The 17,774-nt window shown below is 61.0% G+C and carries 21 protein-coding genes; 18 read left to right on the top strand and 3 right to left on the bottom strand.

All coding sequences use genetic code 11. From position 1 onward, the window contains the following. Positions 1-18: 18 nt before the first annotated feature. The 9 genes from EN906_RS00680 (at position 19) to EN906_RS00635 (ending at position 5,122) form a co-directional block, all read left to right on the top strand. Entirely contained in the window at positions 19-498 is a 480-nt protein-coding gene (locus EN906_RS00680; protein ID WP_127266780.1) for a hypothetical protein, read from the top strand. Then, on the top strand, positions 492-1,085 hold the full coding sequence (locus tag EN906_RS00675) for a head-tail connector protein (RefSeq protein WP_127266781.1): 594 nt from the start codon (positions 492-494) through the stop codon (positions 1,083-1,085). Before EN906_RS00680 ends, EN906_RS00675 begins: the two co-directional genes overlap by 7 nt. Further along, positions 1,082-2,005, top strand: coding sequence for a hypothetical protein (locus tag EN906_RS00670; RefSeq protein ID WP_127269935.1), 924 nt, complete (start codon positions 1,082-1,084; stop codon positions 2,003-2,005). Before EN906_RS00675 ends, EN906_RS00670 begins: the two co-directional genes overlap by 4 nt. Before the next feature lie 46 nt (positions 2,006-2,051). Then, positions 2,052-2,567, top strand: a complete 516-nt coding sequence (locus EN906_RS00665; protein ID WP_164748673.1) for a class I SAM-dependent methyltransferase — start codon at positions 2,052-2,054, stop codon at positions 2,565-2,567. Between the two features lie 177 nt (positions 2,568-2,744). Next, positions 2,745-3,116: a head-tail adaptor protein gene (locus EN906_RS00655; protein ID WP_164748674.1), complete on the top strand. Its 372-nt coding sequence runs from the start codon at positions 2,745-2,747 to the stop codon at positions 3,114-3,116. After that, on the top strand, positions 3,113-3,532 hold the full coding sequence (locus EN906_RS00650; protein WP_127266616.1) for an HK97-gp10 family putative phage morphogenesis protein: 420 nt from the start codon (positions 3,113-3,115) through the stop codon (positions 3,530-3,532). Before EN906_RS00655 ends, EN906_RS00650 begins: the two co-directional genes overlap by 4 nt. Beyond that, positions 3,529-3,954, top strand: a complete 426-nt coding sequence (locus EN906_RS00645; RefSeq protein WP_127266611.1) for a DUF3168 domain-containing protein — start codon at positions 3,529-3,531, stop codon at positions 3,952-3,954. Before EN906_RS00650 ends, EN906_RS00645 begins: the two co-directional genes overlap by 4 nt. 70 nt (positions 3,955-4,024) lie before the next feature. Next, positions 4,025-4,468, top strand: coding sequence for a phage tail tube protein (locus EN906_RS00640; RefSeq protein ID WP_127266610.1), 444 nt, complete (start codon positions 4,025-4,027; stop codon positions 4,466-4,468). After that, on the top strand, positions 4,469-5,122 hold the full coding sequence (locus EN906_RS00635; RefSeq protein WP_127266609.1) for a gene transfer agent family protein: 654 nt from the start codon (positions 4,469-4,471) through the stop codon (positions 5,120-5,122). On the opposite strand, the gene EN906_RS00630 is transcribed toward EN906_RS00635, so the two are convergent. Further along, a complete protein-coding gene (locus EN906_RS00630) occupies positions 5,105-5,446 on the bottom strand; it encodes a hypothetical protein (protein ID WP_127266608.1) in 342 nt (113 codons plus the stop codon). The two genes, EN906_RS00635 and EN906_RS00630, sit on opposite strands and share 18 nt — an antisense overlap. 29 nt (positions 5,447-5,475) lie before the next feature. On the opposite strand from EN906_RS00630, the gene EN906_RS00625 reads away from it, so the two are divergent. The 8 genes from EN906_RS00625 to EN906_RS37960 are packed head-to-tail and all read left to right on the top strand — an operon-like array spanning position 5,476 to position 15,243. Then, the gene (locus tag EN906_RS00625) at positions 5,476-7,833 is read left to right on the top strand and encodes a tape measure protein (RefSeq protein WP_127266607.1); all 2,358 of its coding nucleotides are present in this window, start codon (positions 5,476-5,478) and stop codon (positions 7,831-7,833) included. Next, the gene (locus tag EN906_RS00620) at positions 7,830-8,441 is read left to right on the top strand and encodes a hypothetical protein (protein ID WP_127266606.1); all 612 of its coding nucleotides are present in this window, start codon (positions 7,830-7,832) and stop codon (positions 8,439-8,441) included. The genes EN906_RS00625 and EN906_RS00620 overlap by 4 nt, the downstream gene beginning before the upstream one ends. Beyond that, positions 8,438-9,004: a DUF2163 domain-containing protein gene (locus tag EN906_RS00615; protein ID WP_127266605.1), complete on the top strand. Its 567-nt coding sequence runs from the start codon at positions 8,438-8,440 to the stop codon at positions 9,002-9,004. The genes EN906_RS00620 and EN906_RS00615 overlap by 4 nt, the downstream gene beginning before the upstream one ends. 13 nt (positions 9,005-9,017) lie before the next feature. Beyond that, entirely contained in the window at positions 9,018-9,434 is a 417-nt protein-coding gene (locus EN906_RS00610) for a hypothetical protein (RefSeq protein ID WP_236383319.1), read from the top strand. 4 nt (positions 9,435-9,438) lie between these two features. After that, positions 9,439-11,925, top strand: a complete 2,487-nt coding sequence (locus EN906_RS00605; protein ID WP_127266604.1) for a hypothetical protein — start codon at positions 9,439-9,441, stop codon at positions 11,923-11,925. After that, on the top strand, positions 11,922-13,316 hold the full coding sequence (locus EN906_RS00600) for a hypothetical protein (protein WP_127269933.1): 1,395 nt from the start codon (positions 11,922-11,924) through the stop codon (positions 13,314-13,316). The genes EN906_RS00605 and EN906_RS00600 overlap by 4 nt, the downstream gene beginning before the upstream one ends. A 13-nt stretch (positions 13,317-13,329) precedes the next feature. Beyond that, positions 13,330-14,769 carry a hypothetical protein gene (locus tag EN906_RS00595; protein WP_127266602.1) on the top strand — a complete coding sequence of 480 codons (1,440 nt, stop codon included), beginning with the start codon at positions 13,330-13,332 and terminating at the stop codon, positions 14,767-14,769. Between the two features lie 12 nt (positions 14,770-14,781). Then, complete coding sequence (locus tag EN906_RS37960; RefSeq protein ID WP_236383320.1) at positions 14,782-15,243, top strand: hypothetical protein; 462 nt, start codon at positions 14,782-14,784, stop codon at positions 15,241-15,243. Between the two features lie 3 nt (positions 15,244-15,246). On the opposite strand, the gene EN906_RS00585 is transcribed toward EN906_RS37960, so the two are convergent. After that, positions 15,247-16,344 (bottom strand): acyltransferase, encoded by a 1,098-nt coding sequence (locus tag EN906_RS00585; protein ID WP_127266601.1) that lies wholly within the window; start codon positions 16,342-16,344, stop codon positions 15,247-15,249. A gap of 71 nt (positions 16,345-16,415) precedes the next feature. After that, on the bottom strand, positions 16,416-16,634 hold the full coding sequence (locus EN906_RS00580; protein WP_127266600.1) for a hypothetical protein: 219 nt from the start codon (positions 16,632-16,634) through the stop codon (positions 16,416-16,418). 52 nt (positions 16,635-16,686) lie between these two features. Between EN906_RS00580 and EN906_RS00575 the strand changes: the two genes are divergently transcribed. Further along, a partial coding sequence (locus tag EN906_RS00575) for an N-acetylmuramidase domain-containing protein (RefSeq protein ID WP_127375048.1) occupies positions 16,687-17,774 on the top strand: 1,088 nt, incomplete at its 3' end.

Here is a 17,774-nt window from a genome sequence, read left to right as displayed (position 1 = left end):
ATCAACAATTCGTGGCAGTTGGCACCATGGGCCGACGTTCTTTATGCCCACGATCTGGCGTGGTGGAACGCCGCATCCGGTGCAAGCCAATTTGCCGGATTGAAGATCAGTCAGGATCCGGTGGCGGCGTCGCAGTGGGGTCTCCGCCGCGTGGCTCTTGAACGAGGCTCTGACCGTTTGCAACTGGATCGGCCAGGGACCATCGGGTCCGGTGGCAACAGCGGATTTCAGGCATTGAACCTGGCCGTCCAGTTCGGTGCGCGCAAGGTGATCCTGGTCGGCTACGACATGCGCATCGATCTGGGCGTGCATTGGCATGGAAAACATCCGCGCCTGATGAACAATCCGTCGACCAAGAATGTCGAACGCTGGCGCCGGTGCCTCGACAATGCGGCCGAGATGCTCGCGCACCTTGGCATAGCGGTGATCAACTGCAGCCCTGTTTCCACCCTTTCACGGTTTCCGAAGATGAGCCTCGAGGAGGCGCTTGCATGTTGATGCGGCTTTCACAGCCTGACGGCCTTTTCGTCTCAGTCGACGACGTGAAGGCACATGTCATCGTCGATACGACTGACGATGACGAACTGATCAAGGCCTACATCCGCGCTGCAACACGCCTTGCCGAGGATCGCATGGGCAGGATCCTGCTGCCAACGGAGTTCGAGTACCGCGTCGATAGATGGTGTGGGCCGATTGCCATTCCCGCTGCGCCGATTCGCGACGTGACTGAAGTCTTCTATCTCGATGAAAACCATGTCGAGCAGACGCTTGCGCCGGGCGACTGGTATTATGTCGTCACAGCCGAAGGCGCGACCCTCCGTTTCACCGATGCCTTTTCGTCACCGGCCCTGTCGAACCGCCCGCAGGCCGTGCGCTTGCGCTTCATGGCCGGCTTTGACGATCCTGACGTAACTGGTTCCGGCGACGATCCCGATCTCAAGCAGGACCCGGTGGATCGGCTCATCGTCATGATCCTGGTCGCCAATTGGTATCAATCGCGCGAGCCGGTTGCGATCGGCGCTGTCGTCGCGGAAATCCCATTTTCGGCGAACAGCCTGATCGAGATGCGGAAAATATACCGATGATGCCCCTCCTCGTCCGCGGCATGCACGGTCTGGGTGACAATCTCCACCAGCGCGCCGTGATCCGGCAATTGATGCGCGGCCATGAAGTCTATCTCGAAAGCTCGTGGGTCGCGCCATATCACGACCTGATCGCCGATGGGCTGAAAGTCATCCACAAGGCGACGGTGTTGCGCACGCAGGCCAAGAACGCCAGCCGCGAAGCCGGAAGATTCCATCGCGGCGGGTTGCCGCGCTTCCGCCGTGCCGTGCAGGTCAGCTATTCGCCTGACCAGGTCCGCTCGCAGGGGTCTGTTCTGGCAGCGATGTGCCGGGTGACCGGAACGGACTATGCGACGGCGGATTTTCGGCTGCCGATTCCAGATGCTTGGATGAAGCAGGTTCGTCAGCTGCTCGACACATGGCGGCCGCAAAAACCGATCCTCATCTATCGCCCATTGAACGAGCGCACCGAGTGGAGCGGTTGCCAGGCACGCAATCCCGATCACGATGCCTATCGCGACCTGCTCGCAACGATTCGCGACGACTTCTTCGTCGTGTCGGTCGCCGACCTGGTGTCGGGTAAGGAATGGATGGCCGGCCACCCGATCAAGGCCGACGTCGAATTCCACCGTGGTGAGTTGGACTTCGAAACCATCGCCGCCCTGACCTCGGTCGCCGCGCTCGTCGTCACCTCGCCGGGCTTTGCGGCGATCCTCGCGCAGGCGGTCGGAACGCCGGCCACCGTCATCTTCGGCGGCTACGAGAACTCTTCATCCTTTGCCGGCGGGGCCCGATATTCGCCTTACCTCGGCATCGATCCGATCAACCCCTGTCAGTGTTTCAGCCACAGCCATGCTTGCCAGAAAACCATCGACATTCCAGCCGCAACGACCCGTCTACGAGCCTTCGCTGCTCAAGCTGCCGGCCGTTCCGCAGGCTGACCTTGACGTCCATCCGATCGACTGGAGCGGGCTAAACGCCCGTTTCATGAACCCCGGCGAACTAGAGGTGCTCGTAGCGCTCGCGCGATCGGTTGCGCCCAAGGTCGCCATCGAGTTCGGCGTGAATGAAGGGCGCACTGCCAAGGCATTGCTGCGCAACGTTGTGACGATCGAGCGCTATGTCGGCATCGACGTGCCGCAAGGCTACGTCACCGACAAGATTGTGCAGCGGCGTGAGGTTCCACAGCAGCCGGCGCACCTGGCGTTGGACGATTCGCGCTTCCGGCTCCTGATCGCGCGCCATGGTTCGCACGATCTCCTGATCGACGATCTTCCGGAATGCGACTTCGCCTTCATCGACGGCGATCATGGCGCGAGGGGCGTCATGCAGGATCAGTTCCTTGCGCTTAACCGTGTCCGCAAGGGCGGGATGATCGTTTATCACGATTACCATGCTCGCGGGACGGTCGACGTGCAGGCTGTGCTTGAGGAACTCCATAAAAGCGGACGGCGACTAATCCAGCATGTCGAGGGGACGTGGCTGGCTTTCATGAGGGTCTGACCATGTGGGTTCGCTTCACTGGTGACTTCGACTGGAAGCCAACGCCGGCCGTGACAATCGCCTATCGTGATGGGATGTCGGTTTCTGTCACTACACGATGCGGAGCTGCGGCGATCGATGCCGGCAAAGCTGTGCGGCTACGCAAGCGCGGTAAGTTCTCTGATCCAGAGGTGTCAGATGAAAACGACAACCGGCCAGCTTAGGGAAAACATCGCATTCGACAGCCGCGGCCCGTACTCCGGTCCGGATGACGGCAATACCGAAGGACCGTTCGAAGAGCGATTCATCGTGTCTGCCCGGCGTCAATATCTTCGCGGCACTGAGACGGTTATGGCGGCGCGTCTGGAAGGACGCCAGCCTGTCCTGCTCACGGTCAGGGCCAACTCGTTGAGCAAGCAAATCACCACAGACTGGCAAGCCAGGGATGTGCGATCCGGTGCTTGGGTCGGCACTAAGTGGACGGGCATCACCTACGCCATCAAGGCGATCAATCCGACTGAGGATCGCGCATGGATCGACATCTTGGTGGAGAGCGGGGTGGCGTCATGACCTCAATCCTCCGGCTCGCCAAGTTGCAGCGCAAATTGACAGCATTACCTAAAGTCGCCCGCGACATGATCCGTGCGGCGATGGAGAAACAGGCCGACATCATCGTCGCCATGATGAAATCGCTGGTGCCTGTCGACCGCGGCGAACTGCGCGATAGCATCGGCTGGACCTGGGGCAAGGCACCGAAGGGCAGCTACGTCGTCGCGGTGGTCAAAGCATCACTAGGCGGAGATCTGACGCTGACGATCTTCGCCGGCAACGAGGTTGCCTATTACGCCCGGTGGCAGGAGCACGGAACGCAGGAGATGCCGGCGCAGCCGTATTTCTTCGTTTCGTGGCGGGCAAACAAGAAAGGATCGTCTCGGGCGATCCGCGCGGCAGTGAATAAGGCAGCAAAGCAGGTGGCGGCATCATGATTGACGCTTCCTACGAATTGCAGATCGCCATTGTTGCTAGGCTGAAAGGCTTCGCCGACTTGGTCTCGCTGATCGCTGATCGCGTCTATGACGAGGTGCCGCGCGACAAGGCAACAAAACAAGTCACGGCTGATTTCCCATACGTCGCCTTCGATGGCGATCAGGTGCTGCCGAACGATTTCGACTGCATACCGGGATCCGAAATCTACTTCGATATGAGCGCCTGGTCGCGCGCGGTCGGATCGGCCGAGGTCAAGAAAATCGCCAACGCGGTCAGGCTGGCGCTGCACGAGTACGAACTACCGCTGACCGAAAATGCGCTGCTGTCGTTCGAATTGTACAAGCGCGACGTCGTCCGAGATCCGGACGGCAAAACCAGCCGCGCTCGGCTCACGTTCCGGGCCGTTGTCGAGCACGACTAGCCCAGCCTCACCTCACCCCTGAGAAACCCGCTCCGGCGGGCGCTATTGCTGCCATCAAAGGAGACATCAAATGGCTGACGCAACCACCCTCAAAGGCGGCAAGTTCCGAGTTCTTCTCGGTGACGGCGCCTCCCCGATCGTCTACACCGCGCCGTGCGGCTTTCTTTCCAAGTCGATGACGCTGACCAAGGCTCTGGAGGAATTCAGCCTCCCGGATTGTGTCGACCCCGACAAGGTGGCTTGGCTCGGACGCGACGCCACCAGCCTATCGGTGACGATCAGTGGCGAAGGCATTCTCGCCAACGAATCCGTTGAGACGTGGCTCGATGCCTGGGAGAACCCCGACAGCATCCCGGTGAAAGTGGAGATGGAATTCCCTGCGAAAACCATCACGTGGACCGGTTTCATGCATGTCGGAACCGTGACCATGGGTAACCCGTCCAAGAACGGTCGGGTGACCAACAACGTCGAGATGTCGAGCGACGGTGAGCTGGTTCGCGTGGTGACCCCGTAAATGAGCCGCGACGCCAGGGTGACGCTGGACTTCGCGGATGGGACCTATCCCTTCCGCGTCGGCTGGGGCGAATTCGCCGAGCTTCAGGAAAAGACCGATGCCGGTCCGTTCGTGGTGCTCGGTCGTCTCATGGATCGAACCTGCAGAACCACCGACATTTCGAACGTGATACGGCTGGGTCTGATTGGCGGCGGCATGGAGCCAGCGAAGGCTCTGACGCTGGTTCGATCCTATGTCGAGGACCGCCCGCCGGCGGAAAACCTGCCGATCGCGCAGGCCATATTGATGGCGGCGTGCATGGGCGCTCCCGACGAGGCAGGCGAGCCTAAAAAAAAAAGCCAAGAGGATGAGGGCGTCACCCTAGACGATCTGCCAAACGGGAAGGTCCGCTTTGAAGTCCTATACGGCTACGGCCAAGTCATGGGCTATTCACCGCAACAGGTGAACGGCATGAGCATCTGGCAATTCCATGCGGTCGTCGAGGGCTTCCGGAAGTCGCAATCAGGGTCAGACAGGCAGCTTTCCGAGGCCGACAAGGACGCGTTGTGGGACTGGCTGACCGCGGACGCCGCACCTATCATCGGGCTTCAGCCGAAGGTGCCGTTCAACCCAGTGGCGCTGTTGCCGGTCGAGCGGCTATTTTCCGTCGCCTAATGCCTCAAGGTCAGCTTTGTCTTCAAGCAAAAGGTTCTCGCAATCCTTTAGATTGATGGACGCGTCGAGCGTGACCTTTCCGGCCTGGAGGTCGCGATCGAGGTTGGTGACATCGCGAACCGTGAACCGGCCACTTGGTCCATATAGGTCCAGCAGTTGGACTTGGCGGAGGGCCATATTTTTCGCTGTCCTATACGTGCTCCCGTGTCCACGGCAAGCGTAGTGCAGCTTCATCGAGTGAAGGTAAGCGCCCATCCATCGGTCAGCCTGCTGCGGCGTCAGCGTTGATGTCAGACCGGCAATCACGAGCAAGGTAGAAAACATGCGATCCTCCCAAGAAGCTGGCCACTTCTATGCCAGCAACTGACCTCGAAAAGCTGGTTGTCCAGCTTTCGGCCGATTTCAAGGCCTTCGAAAAGGGCCTCGCCCGCGCGAACGGGATCAGCAATTCGCAATTTAATGCTATCGAACGGCGCGCCCGTCAATTTGACAGCCGTCTGAACAGCATCGGGAAGAGCGCTGCCCAAGGTCTTCTGGCGCCGCTGTCCGGCATCGGCACTGCACTTGGCGTTAGGGAGATTGCTCAATATGCGGACGCATGGACGGCGGCAGGGAACAAGATCCGCGCCGCAGCAACATCGGCTGGCGTCTCGGCACGATCGCTCAATGAACTGAAGGCCGGGGCCAACGACGCGCGCACCGATCTCGAGACTTACGTCGACCTTTACGCGAAGCTTATCCGCTCGGCGTCTGGTGTTGCCAAGTCAGAGCAGGAGATCGCCGATGTCACGAACATCGTGTCCAAGGCCTTCAAGGCTGGTGGAGCGTCGGCGAACGAGCAAGCGGCCGGCATTCTACAGCTTGGTCAGGCGCTGGGTTCCGGCGTTCTGCAGGGTGACGAGCTGCGGTCTCTGCGTGAGAACGCACCGATCTTAGCGCAAGCGATTGCCACAGAGTTCAAGACGACAGTCGGCGGGCTGAAGGCTCTTGGCGCGGAAGGTAAGATCACTTCGGACCGGATTTTCCATGCGATCCTAGCTGCACAGAAGCCGATCGAGGCGCAGTTCAAGGTCACGAACGCGACGATCGCCGACGCCATCGGCCAGGTGAACAATGAATTCCTAGCCTATATCGGAAACGCGGATGCTTCCGCCGGCGCCAGCCGAGACCTTGTTGCCGCGCTTCAATATCTCGCCACAAACTTCAAGGGCGTTGCCGACGTCGTTGTCGAGCTCGCGACAATCATTATTGGAGCTTTGACGGGTCGCGCGATCCTCGGGATGGTGGCTGGGCTTGGCAACGCGGTCGTTGCCTTGGGAGCCTTCCTCACCGCCATGCGCGCCGGAACACTCGTTGCAGGCACATTCACGGCCGCTCTCGGCCCCCTTGGTCTCGTTGCCGGCGCCGCCGCCGCTGCGCTGTTCCTACTTTATGAAAGCCAGGGCAGCGCAAAAGGCTCGGCCTCAAACCTAAATGACGCGATCGCCACCAATGAGAGAGCGCTGAAGGGCGCGACCGACGCGACCTATGACCAGATCACTGCATTGCGGCAACTGATAGCCACCCAGGCGGAAGCCGCCCATGCTTCGGAGCAGGCGGCGCAGGCAGACTTTGACGCCGCCGTTCAAAGGAACAATACGTTCAAGCAGTACACGGGCATGGAGTTCACACCGTTCAAATACGACATCGCTGACGCCGAACAACGCCTTAATGTCTTCGGCGCTGCTGCCGACAAGCTTGACGCCCAGGTTGCCAAAATAAACAAGATCGCGGCCGGCAAGCCCAACGGCTTCGGAAACGGAAGCGGCGCCACGCCGACGCCGACGAAAGGCAGCACCCGCAAAACAGCAGACGACCGTTTCGACGAAGACATTCAGTCCGTGAAGGACCGAACCGCCGCACTGCTTGAAGAACAGAGCGCTCTAGGTCTCACGTTCAAAGAACAGGAAAAGCGCAAAGTCGCGTTGGACCTCGAACAAGAGGCCCTGAAGCAGGTCCGTGAGGAGGCTCGCCGCAAGGGAGACCAGGACTGGCAAAATGCGAAATTGTCGCCTAGCCAAATCAAGGCGATTGACGACGTCTCCGAAGCCTATGCTGACCAAGCCGATAAACTCCGCAAGGCGCAGGAAGCTCAAGACCTACAGAGGGACGTTCTAAAGGGAGTGTTCGGCGATCTGCGCTCGGCGCTCGATGACGGAAAGCTCGGTTGGGACGATCTGGCCAATGTTGCCCTAAATGCCTTGGACAAGATCATCGACAAGATCGAGGAAGATTTGATTGATGCAATCCTGCAGGCGAACAGCGCCAGCGGCGGCAGCGGCGGCTTGCTCGGCGGCCTTCTGGGCGCCATCGGCCTTGGTGGCGGCGGGGGAAGTGATCCTGGCATCATCTCCGCCCTCGGTCTTCGAGCCAAGGGAGGGCCGGTTACCGCTGGGAAGCCCTACATCGTTGGAGAGAAGCGACCTGAGCTGTTTGTGCCCCACCAGTCGGGCACCATCCTTCCAAGCGTTCCGAAGCTGCCGTCGATTGCTGGCGCAGGCGTCAGCCAAGCAATCAGTCTTAGCTTTGCGCCTGTCATCCAGATGCAGGACGGCGGTCAGGGCGATTCGGGCGAGCAGGTGACGGCCGCGCTGAAGAAATTCGAAAAGGAATTCACCCCGCGTGTGGTGAAGGCCATCCGTGAGGCCAAGACGACGGGGCTGATGCGATGACGGCGATTGCCCTGCCCGCCGTCGGCTTCCAGCATGCCTATCCGCAGCTGGTGGAATCGGTCTCGGTTTCGCGCTCCGGCACGCGCGCCATGGCGTTCGTCGAGTATGCCGACAGCTACTGGACCATCCAGATGCGCACCAAGCCGCTGAAGGCTTCGGAACGGCTCCTGGTCGAAGCGTTCAAGGATGCCAGCCGCGGCGGCTTGCAAACGGTGCTCTACACGCCCAAGCACATGTGCATCCCGCGTGCCTATTGGGGCAATGCCGGTGCCGCCGCGCTGGCCAATCCCGGCGCCCTGGCCTCGATCACCGGCAACTCGCTGCTCATCAACAGCGTCGAAAATGGCCTGACGCTCGGCGCCGGCGATCTGATCTCGGCGACGACAGGCGACTACAATGCGCTGTTTCGCGTCCAGACCGGCGGCGTCGCCGCTGGCAACGCGATCACCGTCACCGTCGAGCCGGCCGTGCCGGCCTACATCACGGCCGGCGCCGTCATCACGTTCAAGAACCCGGTCGCCAACATGCGCGTCATGCCGGGGTCGTTCTCGATCCCCGACGAGCCGAAGCCGGTTGCGACCTTTACCCTTGTCGAGATCCCGAAATGAGCTTTCCGACCCGCCTGCAGACCGTCCTGTCCGAAGGCAGAGCCGTCATCCGCTCGGGCATCAAGATCGCCTGCACGACCGGCACGTACGGCTTCTGGAACGGCAAGGGCAACATCATCGTCGACGGCCTGGTCTACTGGCCGAATTCGCTGATCAGCGTCTCCGAGCCAGTCTATGGCCTCGGCACTGCCGCATCGACCTTCACTGTCGAACTGGTCGCCAAGCGCGATTCCGGCCTGACGCCCGACAAGCTGCTGCTGATCGAGGATGAAGGCTACAAGGATGCGCCGGTGACGGTGTTCGACTTCTACTTCGATCCCGATGACCGCTCGTTTTTGCATGCAGAGCCCGGCGCTTACGGCTTCATCGATACGGTCGACCATTCCCGTGACAATGGCGAAAAGAAGCTGATTGCCAATGTGCGCTCCGGCGCCATCGCCAACCATCGCGACGGCTATCGCACCGCCAGCCATCAGGATCAGCAGCTCGTTTCGCCCGGCGACCGCATCTTCGAATTTGCCAGCACCGTGCGGCACGAGTTCTTCGACATCACCTTCGACTGAGGCAATCCTGATCATGCTCAAGCTCACCCGGTTGCCCGACTGGGACCGCCGCCTTGCGCGTCTGGTCAACCAGCACAAGTCGACACCCGGCGTGTGGGGCGTGTCCGACTGCCTGCTGACCGTCGCCGATGCCGTCGAGGCGATCACCGGCACAGATCCTGCCGCCGACATCCGTGGCAAATACAAGACCGAAGCCGGCGCTGCGAGGATCCTGCGCAAGCGCGGCTTCGGCGATGTCGAGATGGCGTTGGCCAGCCTGTTCCCGCCCGTCGGCCGGCTGATGGCGCAGCGCGGCGATATCGGCGTTGTCGAGCGCAACGGCGTGCTCTGCGCAGGCTTCATCACCGATCTCGGCTTTGCGGTGAAAACAGAGTCCGGTCTGTCTTTCGTCTCGCAGATGACCATCAAATCCGCATTCAAGGTCGGCTGACAGCATGCCGTTCCTGATCCCGATCATCGCGCCGCTTGCCAGCGCGGTCGGCCTTGGCGGCTTCGCTTCCTGGCTCGGCGGCTCGACCATCCTTGCCGGCCTCGCCCGCTTCGGCATCGGTCTTGCGGCGAAGTATGCCCTCGGCGCGATCTTCGGCCAACAGGAACCGCAGGCGCAGGCCGTCCAGCTCGATACGGTCTATGGCGAGGATCTTGCGCGCACGGTCGGCCTCGGCGTCTATGGCACCGCCGGCCAGAAGCTTTACCGCAATGCCTATGGCTCGGGAAACCGGTCCATTCAAGACGTCTACAAGCTTTCCGACTTCCGCATCACCGGCGTCACCCGCGTGCGTGCCGAAGGCGAATGGCGCTCGCTCGGCGGCGTCGAGGATCCGGTCAAGGGTTTCCGCGTCCAGGGCATAGACGGGGAAATCTGGGTCAAGGTCTATCTCGGCACCATGGATCAGGTGGCCGATGCCGGCCTGATCGACCAGGCCAATCCGCCCGGCCGCTGGAGCGAGGATCATCGTGGCGCCGGCATCGCCTATGCCGTCGTCACCATGCAGCTCGACCGCGAAAAGATGCAGCAGCCGTGGGAGGCCTTTTTCGAGGTGCAGGGCGCCCCGCTCTACGATTGGCGCAAGGACAGCACCGTTGGCGGCGGTGGCGCCCATCGCTGGAATGACCAGGACACATGGGAGTTTTCCGAAAACCCGGTGCTGATGGTTTACGGACTGGAGCGCGGCTTCTTCAACGGCACGGAAATGATGGTCGGCAAGGGCGTGCCGGCCGGGCGCCTGCCGCTCGGCGACTGGACGCTAGCCGCCAATGTCTGCGACGAAAGCATCGGCCTGCTGAAGCGCTATTCCGCCGGCGTCATCGCCGCGGCAGGATCCGGCGTGACCCACGACCAGAACATCCAGCCGCTGTTCGAGGCCTGCGCGGCGACGTGGATCGAGGACGCCTCCGGCGAGTTCCCGATCGTCGGTGCCGCGCAATCGACGGTGCTCACCTTCACCGACGACGACATCATGGTCGACGAGACCTTCCGTTTCTCGACCAAGCGCACCAAGTCGGAACTGATCAACACGCTGGCCGGCACGTTTCGCGATCCTGACGCCTTCTTCGAGCAGACGCCGTTCGCGGTGCGGATCGACGAGGTCGCTCTTGCCGAGGATGGCGAGCGCCTGGCAGTGGCCATACCATACGGCGGGGTCAACAAGGCGGAGGTCGCCGACCGGCTGGCCGACATCGCCTTCAAGGCCAGCCGGTTCCAGGGCAATGGCGATATCGTCATCCATCCAATGTTCCTCGCCGATGCCAAGGTCGGGCGCTGGTGCGAATGGGATTCGGCGGAGTTCGGCACCCGCAAATTCCAGATGCTGGAAAAGACGCTGGGGCCGCTCGGCGACAAGGGTGCGCGCAACATCCACCTGAAGCTGCAGGAAGTCGGCGACGAGATCTTCGACGGCACCGATTACACGACCGTGCCGCCGGTGCCGGAGCTTCCCGGCCCGCCCGACTATCAGACCGAAGCCGCCAATTTCCTCGCCTTCGGCGTAGCGCAGCAGGTCGCCGGTTCGGCGGAGAAAATCCCCGGCCTGCGCTTCACCTGGAATGCGTTCACCGACATCACCGTCGTGTCGATCGACATCGAATACCGGCCGCAGGGTCAGACCGACAGCATCGTCAAGCGCGCCAATGTGCCCGACCAGGTGCTGATCACCAGCGATGGCGTTCTGGCGGCGACAACCTACGAATACCGCCATCGCATCATCACGCGCCCGGTGCGCACGACGTTCTTCACCGATTGGGCAACCGTCGACACGCCGGCGGCCACGGTACCGGCCGTGTCGGTCGGCCTCGGTCAGGTGCAGGAAGACATCTACGATCTCTTCGCCACGCTTGTCGCCGATACGCGCGTCGCCATCATAGAGCGCATCAATCAGTTGGCCGCCGCCGCGGTAGATGCCGCTGGTCGCGTTGCCAAGGACAACTCGGTTGCCGTTCGCTTCCGCAATGCCACCGCCGCGGCGCAGCAGCTGCTCGAGGCGTCGATCACTGAGATCGACGATGAGCTTGTGGCGCTGGCAGCAGCCACAACGGCCGTCGAAGCATCGGTCGGCCTAATTTCGGCGGATGGGCTGTTCCAGCTCATTGCCACCGCCGGAAGCGGTGACGTGACCTCCCGCCTCATAGCGCAGGTACGCGCGACCAACGGCGACGTCTGGGTCGATGCCGGCTATGTCATGGAAGCCGGCTTTACCGGCGGCAATCCTTTGGCGCCGTTCTCGCGCTTTGTCATCAAGGCTGATCAGTTCGTCGTCACTGACGGAACCAACGACGGCACGCCCCTGGTGTTCGCAAGCGGCGAATTGAAGCTGCAGGTCGCGCGGATCGGCACGGCCATCGTGGAAGAGCTGCAATCCGCCAACGGCAAGCTGGTGATCACCGGCAACGGCACAGAAGCCAAGATCGAACTGTTCGCATGAGCACGCGCGGCTTCATCGGGCTCGACGGCAGCGGCGTGCCGATGGTCAAGATCATGGCCGATGCGTCCTACGATCCTTTGTCGACGCCGGACACGGATTGGGAAAAGCACCGCTTCAATTCGCGCAACACCGAATACAGCTACATCGACGACATCATCATCTGGCCGCGCACGGTCACGACTTACTATCCGGCCGGCTGCAACTCGTCGAACTATGTTCTCAAATGCGAGAGCGGCGGCTTCGTCTTCTGCCACGCGGCGCGGGCAATCGCCTATTACGGCTTCCTGCCGATCATCGAGCATCGCTACATCGATCCGACGAACAACAAGGCCAGGATCTATCGCGACGACACGTTGACCAACGGCAATCCCAATTCGATGGCCAAGGTCAAGCAAAACAGCGGCATTCGGACAACCTCGGCCTATGACAATCTGAACAACCATCCCGACGAGATGGTTTCGCAATTTGGCGCTGTGGCCAGTCCGTATTGCGCCATGTCGATCGTCACCCGCTTTCCCTGCGACCGGGACTATACCGCCCTGTCGACACCGCCCATCGTCGGCAACTGCTTCTTTGTGGTCGACGAGAAGCGCGGCTACGCGCGCATCTCTCGCGGCGCGGTCGATGCCAGGACGGCGATTGCCTCACAGTGCATCGTCCATGAGAATCAAAGACCCCTGACGATCGTCGCCACGGGATCGACGACGTTGACCGCTGGACAGACGCAGGTGATCGCCCTCGGCGTCGACGTGCCGGATGGTTCGATCCCCTATATTATCGGGGCGGCGGCCGGCAACATGGCGTCTTTCTCCTCACCCTCGAGCGCCTTTCTTGTCGATGCCTCGATTTCCGGAAACAACCTGACGATCGTCAACGGAAACGCCGTGTCGATCACGGTTTTCTACAATGTCATGGTCCAGAACCAGCAGGTGCCGACGACGGGCGGTTCCGGCAAGATCCTGTTCACCGATGAGGGCGAGATCAAGATGCTGCGCCCGGGCGCGGCCTCGCCACCGGTGCCGGCCGACATCCTGCTGTGGAGCGAATATCGTTATTGCCCGGTGGTCGCCTATGGGAAGGTGGCGGATATGCTGTTCTCAGGGACACCGGGCGTCTCGACACCGGCGCGAACCTACACGCTTGCGGTTCCGGCGCTGGACAATCCGCCCATCATCCTGACGGCTCTGCAGAAGGTCGGCGCCGACGCCAATTTCAACGACGGCGACATTCTGATCAACGCCAACTGGGCGTCCTCTGCATTCGGGGTAACGCTCCAGCTCACCAACTGGTGGGTCTACGACGCCGCCGCGCACACCATCACCTTCAGCGTCAACGACACGGCCGGCAGCGGCTGGGTGTTCCGCTACTTCGTCCTCGCTGTTCCCGACTAAAGGGCAAATCCAAATGGCATCAATCTATTCCACCGGCACGGTATCCGTGACGAACGGCAATGCAGTGGTCACCGGCACCGGTACCGCGTGGGCGCTCGGGCTTGTCGCAGGCGGCATGTTCACGCGCCTTGGCGTGGCCGTTCCGATCCTGTCCGTCACCGACGACACGCACCTGACGCTGGCCTACGCCTGGCCAGGCGCGACCGCTGCTGGGGCGGCCTACGCCATTGCGCTGGAGAATTCGAACGCCGCCGACATCGTCGACCTCAATCGCACGCTGTCGCGCGTGCTCGTGACGCTGTCGCTGGTCGGGGTTCACCCCAACGCCTCAGGCACGATCGCCGAGCGCGACGCCATTGTCCTGACGTCCGACGATGAAGGCTTCTTCTTCCTGCATGCCGAGATCGGCATCGCTTTCGCGTTCTACCGATGGTCCGGCACGGCATGGGAAGGGCCGTTCCCGGTAGCGGATGCGGCTGCGGGCGGTCCCGTCAGCAGCATCTCGCCCGGTACCGGAATCGCGATCGATAACACCAATCCCGCTATTCCCGTCGTCAAACTCGCCAACATGGCCAATGCCACCGTCAAGGGGCGCACGACTGCGGGCACGGGCGCGCCCGAAGACCTGTCCATGACGCAACTCGATCTGCTGCAAATCGCGGCCGGGAAAAAAAGAGAGAGGCTGACGGCAAGCCGAACTTACTTCGTCCGCACCGACGGATCGAACGGCAATACAGGCCTTGTGAACAATGCTGGTGGCGCATTCCTGACGCTGCAGAAAGCTATCGACGTCGTTAAGACTTTGGACCTAGGCGGCTTCGGCGTGACCATCCAAGTCGGCGCCGGGACCTATACCGCCGGCGTCAATGTAAACGCTCCGTTCGTCGGCGGTCTCGTAAGCGTCGTCGGCGACGCAATCACCCCTGCCAACGTGATAATTTCCACGACCTCCAGCAGTTGCATAACGGTGAGCGGGGGAGGCTCTGCGCTTTCGGTCTCGGGGTTGAAGCTCCAAACCACAACTTCCGGACAATGCCTGTGGGCAACCAACAAAGGCCAGATCACGGTTGATGGGAAAATGGATTTTGGAGCGTGCGCCGGCGGGCATATCCTTGCAGACAATGATGCGGCGGTAACGATCAACGCCAACTACAACATCACAGGATCGGCATCGAAGCACTGGTGGGCTGAAGCCTATGGCCTCGTGGCTTGCGTGGGCAAAACGATCACGATCACCGGCACACCAGCTTTCGGAACCCAGTTCGCGAATGCGTTCGGCGGCTTCATCAATGTGCCGGTAAACACGTTTTCAGGAAGCGCCACAGGGTCGAGATACAATGCTGCGTTGAATGGCACTATCAACACCAACAACGCCGGAACGAGCTATCTACCGGGCAGTGCCGCCGGCACAGGTACAAACCCCAGCGTCACACCATTTGGCCTATACAACTAGAGGCAGATATCCATGCTAACTGATCGCTTCTGGATCGTTGCCGACGACGAAAGCCGCTTCTGGTCGAGTGCTGCTGGGGCATATGTGAATTCTCTGCCCGAGGGCCTATTCCTATCAGCGGAAGATGCACTGTCATCTGGGTGCAGTGTGGCGGATCTCATAGCTGTCGTTCCCACGCGAATCGCCAGCGAAGGGGAATTGACAGACGTATTGGCCGGATTTGGGCTGCCTGGTCCCGTGGTTCGCGTCCCGGGCTCGGTCTCGGCTCGTCAGTTTAAGCTCCAGCTTCTTGCGTCCGGCCTCTTGGGCCAGGTCGAGGCATTCATCGCCGCGAAAGGGCCGGCCGTCCAAATCGCCTATGACAACAGTAATTCGTTCGTGAGAACAGAGCCGATGATGGCATCCGGCTTTGCCGCGCTTGGCTTCAATGATGAGCAGGTCGACGCGTTCTTCGTTGCGGCTGCGCAGATATAGTGTTTACTCAGCTGGCACCACAGACCCAGGGAGAGACGGGCTGGCTTGCTGACGTGGCTTTTGGCGCAGGATTGGCCGTTCGAGGCAGTAGTAGCTCACGGTGGCAACGGCGATGCAGAAAGCCATGCCTGCCAGGCAGCGAGTGCCATAATTCTCCGGGATTGAAGTCATTCGCAGCAATGACATGCCCTGCCCAAAGGCCCAGAGATGGAAGACATAGAGTCCGAAGGAAATCTGGCCAAGGTACGCGAGCGGGCGCCATTGTAGGACTGTACCAAGATTTTTGGCGTAGAGAGTCAGATGCAACAGTGATCCCGCGAACAGGCCAGCTGTTACAAAGGCAATTACTGAGCCTACGCTGGTATGAAGATCAGGAAGGGTCACCAGCCCGATAGCGCTGCAGGCGAAAGCCGTAGCGACCGTCCAGATAGGGAGCTTTTTCGTCACGCCCATTGCGATCAGAAGGCCAGCAATGGTCGATTCCGGCCTCAGCAACGGCGTCATGTAGATCGGCTGGATAGAGATCCCGCTCAGTGCAAATGCTGCACGGCCAACCAAGCAGATCGGTAGCGCGCAAAGCAACGCCATTAGAAACGCCCGCTTGCCGACCGCACGATAGACCAGAAATAACAGGGGCAGGATCAGGTAAATCTGGAACTCGTACGACAGGGACCAGAGATGCCCGGTGTTTGGGACGGACTTGGCGTGTTCCGGAAACCAGTAAATGAAATTTCCGACGAACGAGGCAAGGCCCAGGAGCCAGCCGTATGCGTCGGCGTTCGCCGACCCGTACAGGATCAACATGGCAATCGCGAACAGCATCATTAGGGGGTAGATGCGCAGAAGCCTTCGCGCGTAGAAAAGCGAGATGCTGATCCGTCCGGTTCTTGTTACCTCTTTTTCGAAGAGGCCGAAAAGCAGGAATGCCGACAGAGTGAAAAACACTTCCACGCCGATCCAGCCTTGCGCCTGAAGCATGCTGAGCGTCGGGTGGTCAGGTCCGGCCGAGAAGTGAAAAAAGAACACCATCGCAAATGCCAGAAAGCGTAAGCCGTCCAGCGTTGGATACTGCTGCGGTGCAGCATTTTGGTGCGAAGACATCTGTATTCCCCCGAGCGAAAGGGGCTTTTACATGCAACCAAAAGAAATCGCAATTCGGCAAGTTACGAAGGCTAGTTCGCCTTACGCAGCGCGTTGAGGATGATGTCGGCATCGTTCTGAGTGCCGCTCTTCATCACTTCCCACAATCCGTCGACATGAACGAGATGCCCGCCATCATAGGTTCTGATCTCGCCGGCGGCCTGCACCACGCTGTCTCGCATCGCCTGAGGTAGCTCCAGCCACGGCTTGGGCAGCGAAAACCAATCCCCTCGCGGTTCGTCGTATTTCATGCGCGGGCCTCCCGCCGCCGACCATAGTCAATCAACATCCGAAGGAAAACCCATGGACACTTCGTTCAAGGGCGCAGCGGTGCGCCTGCAAGACATAGACATTCCACGCATCGGTGCCGAGATCGGGGTTGGCGAGGACGAACTGCATGCCTTCATGGACGTCGAGGCGGCAGGATCCGGCTTCGATGCGGCCGGCCGGCCGAAGATGCTGTTCGAACCGCATGTCTTCTACCGGCTTCTCGGCAAGGGCATGAAACGGGATGCTGCGGTCAAGGCTGGGCTCGCCTATCCGAAATGGGGCATGAAGCCCTATCCCAAGGACAGTTACCCGCGCCTGGTCAAAGCGATGGCAATCGACGAGACGATCGCGTTGATGGCCGCTTCGTGGGGCTTGACCCAGATTCTCGGCGAGAACCATCGCGATGCCGGGTACACTTCACCGCAGGCGTTGGTGACGGCGTTCTTGGCATCCGAGGCCAACCACCTCGAGGCGACAGTGCGCCTCCTGGTCGCGTGGAAGATCGACGACGATCTGCGCGCGCATCGCTGGCCGGTCATCGCCAGGACTTGGAATGGTCCCGGCTACAAAAAAAATGCCTACGATACCAAGATGGCCGCCGCCTTTGCCAAATGGCAAAAGATCAGGGACACGCCATTCTCGCCAGCGGCGGACCCTGTTTCGGCTGAGCCGGTGTCGATCGCCGCGGTGGTGCCGGCCGTCGACAAGGCAACGGTTGAGCGCGTCCAGCAGCAGCTGAAGGATCTCGGTTATACAGAGGTCGGCGGCGTCGACGGCAAGGCCGGCGACTTCACCGCAGCCGCGATCCGCGCCTTCCGCTCTGACAATGGCCTGCCGGCGGGTGACGGCATCGACGACGAGCTGCTGCTGTCCCTGCAGAAGGCCAAGCCGCGGGCCATTCCCGCCGCGCGCGCGGATGCGCGGGCCGACGTCGTGCGTGACAAGGTGCCGGAGGTGAAGACGAACTGGTTGACCAAAGTCGGCGCGTTCTTCACCGGCATCGCGGCACTGATCGGCAGCTTCTTCGACGGCATCATCGGCAATCTCGGCGCCGCCAGCGGCTATATCCAGCCTGTCAAGGATGCTGCCGGCGACGTGCCTGGCTGGGTCTGGATGCTGGC

The organism is Mesorhizobium sp. M7A.F.Ca.CA.004.06.1.1, assembly GCF_003999135.1.
Classification (GTDB): domain Bacteria; phylum Pseudomonadota; class Alphaproteobacteria; order Rhizobiales; family Rhizobiaceae; genus Mesorhizobium.
This window is presented reverse-complemented; position numbering and strand designations above follow the sequence as displayed.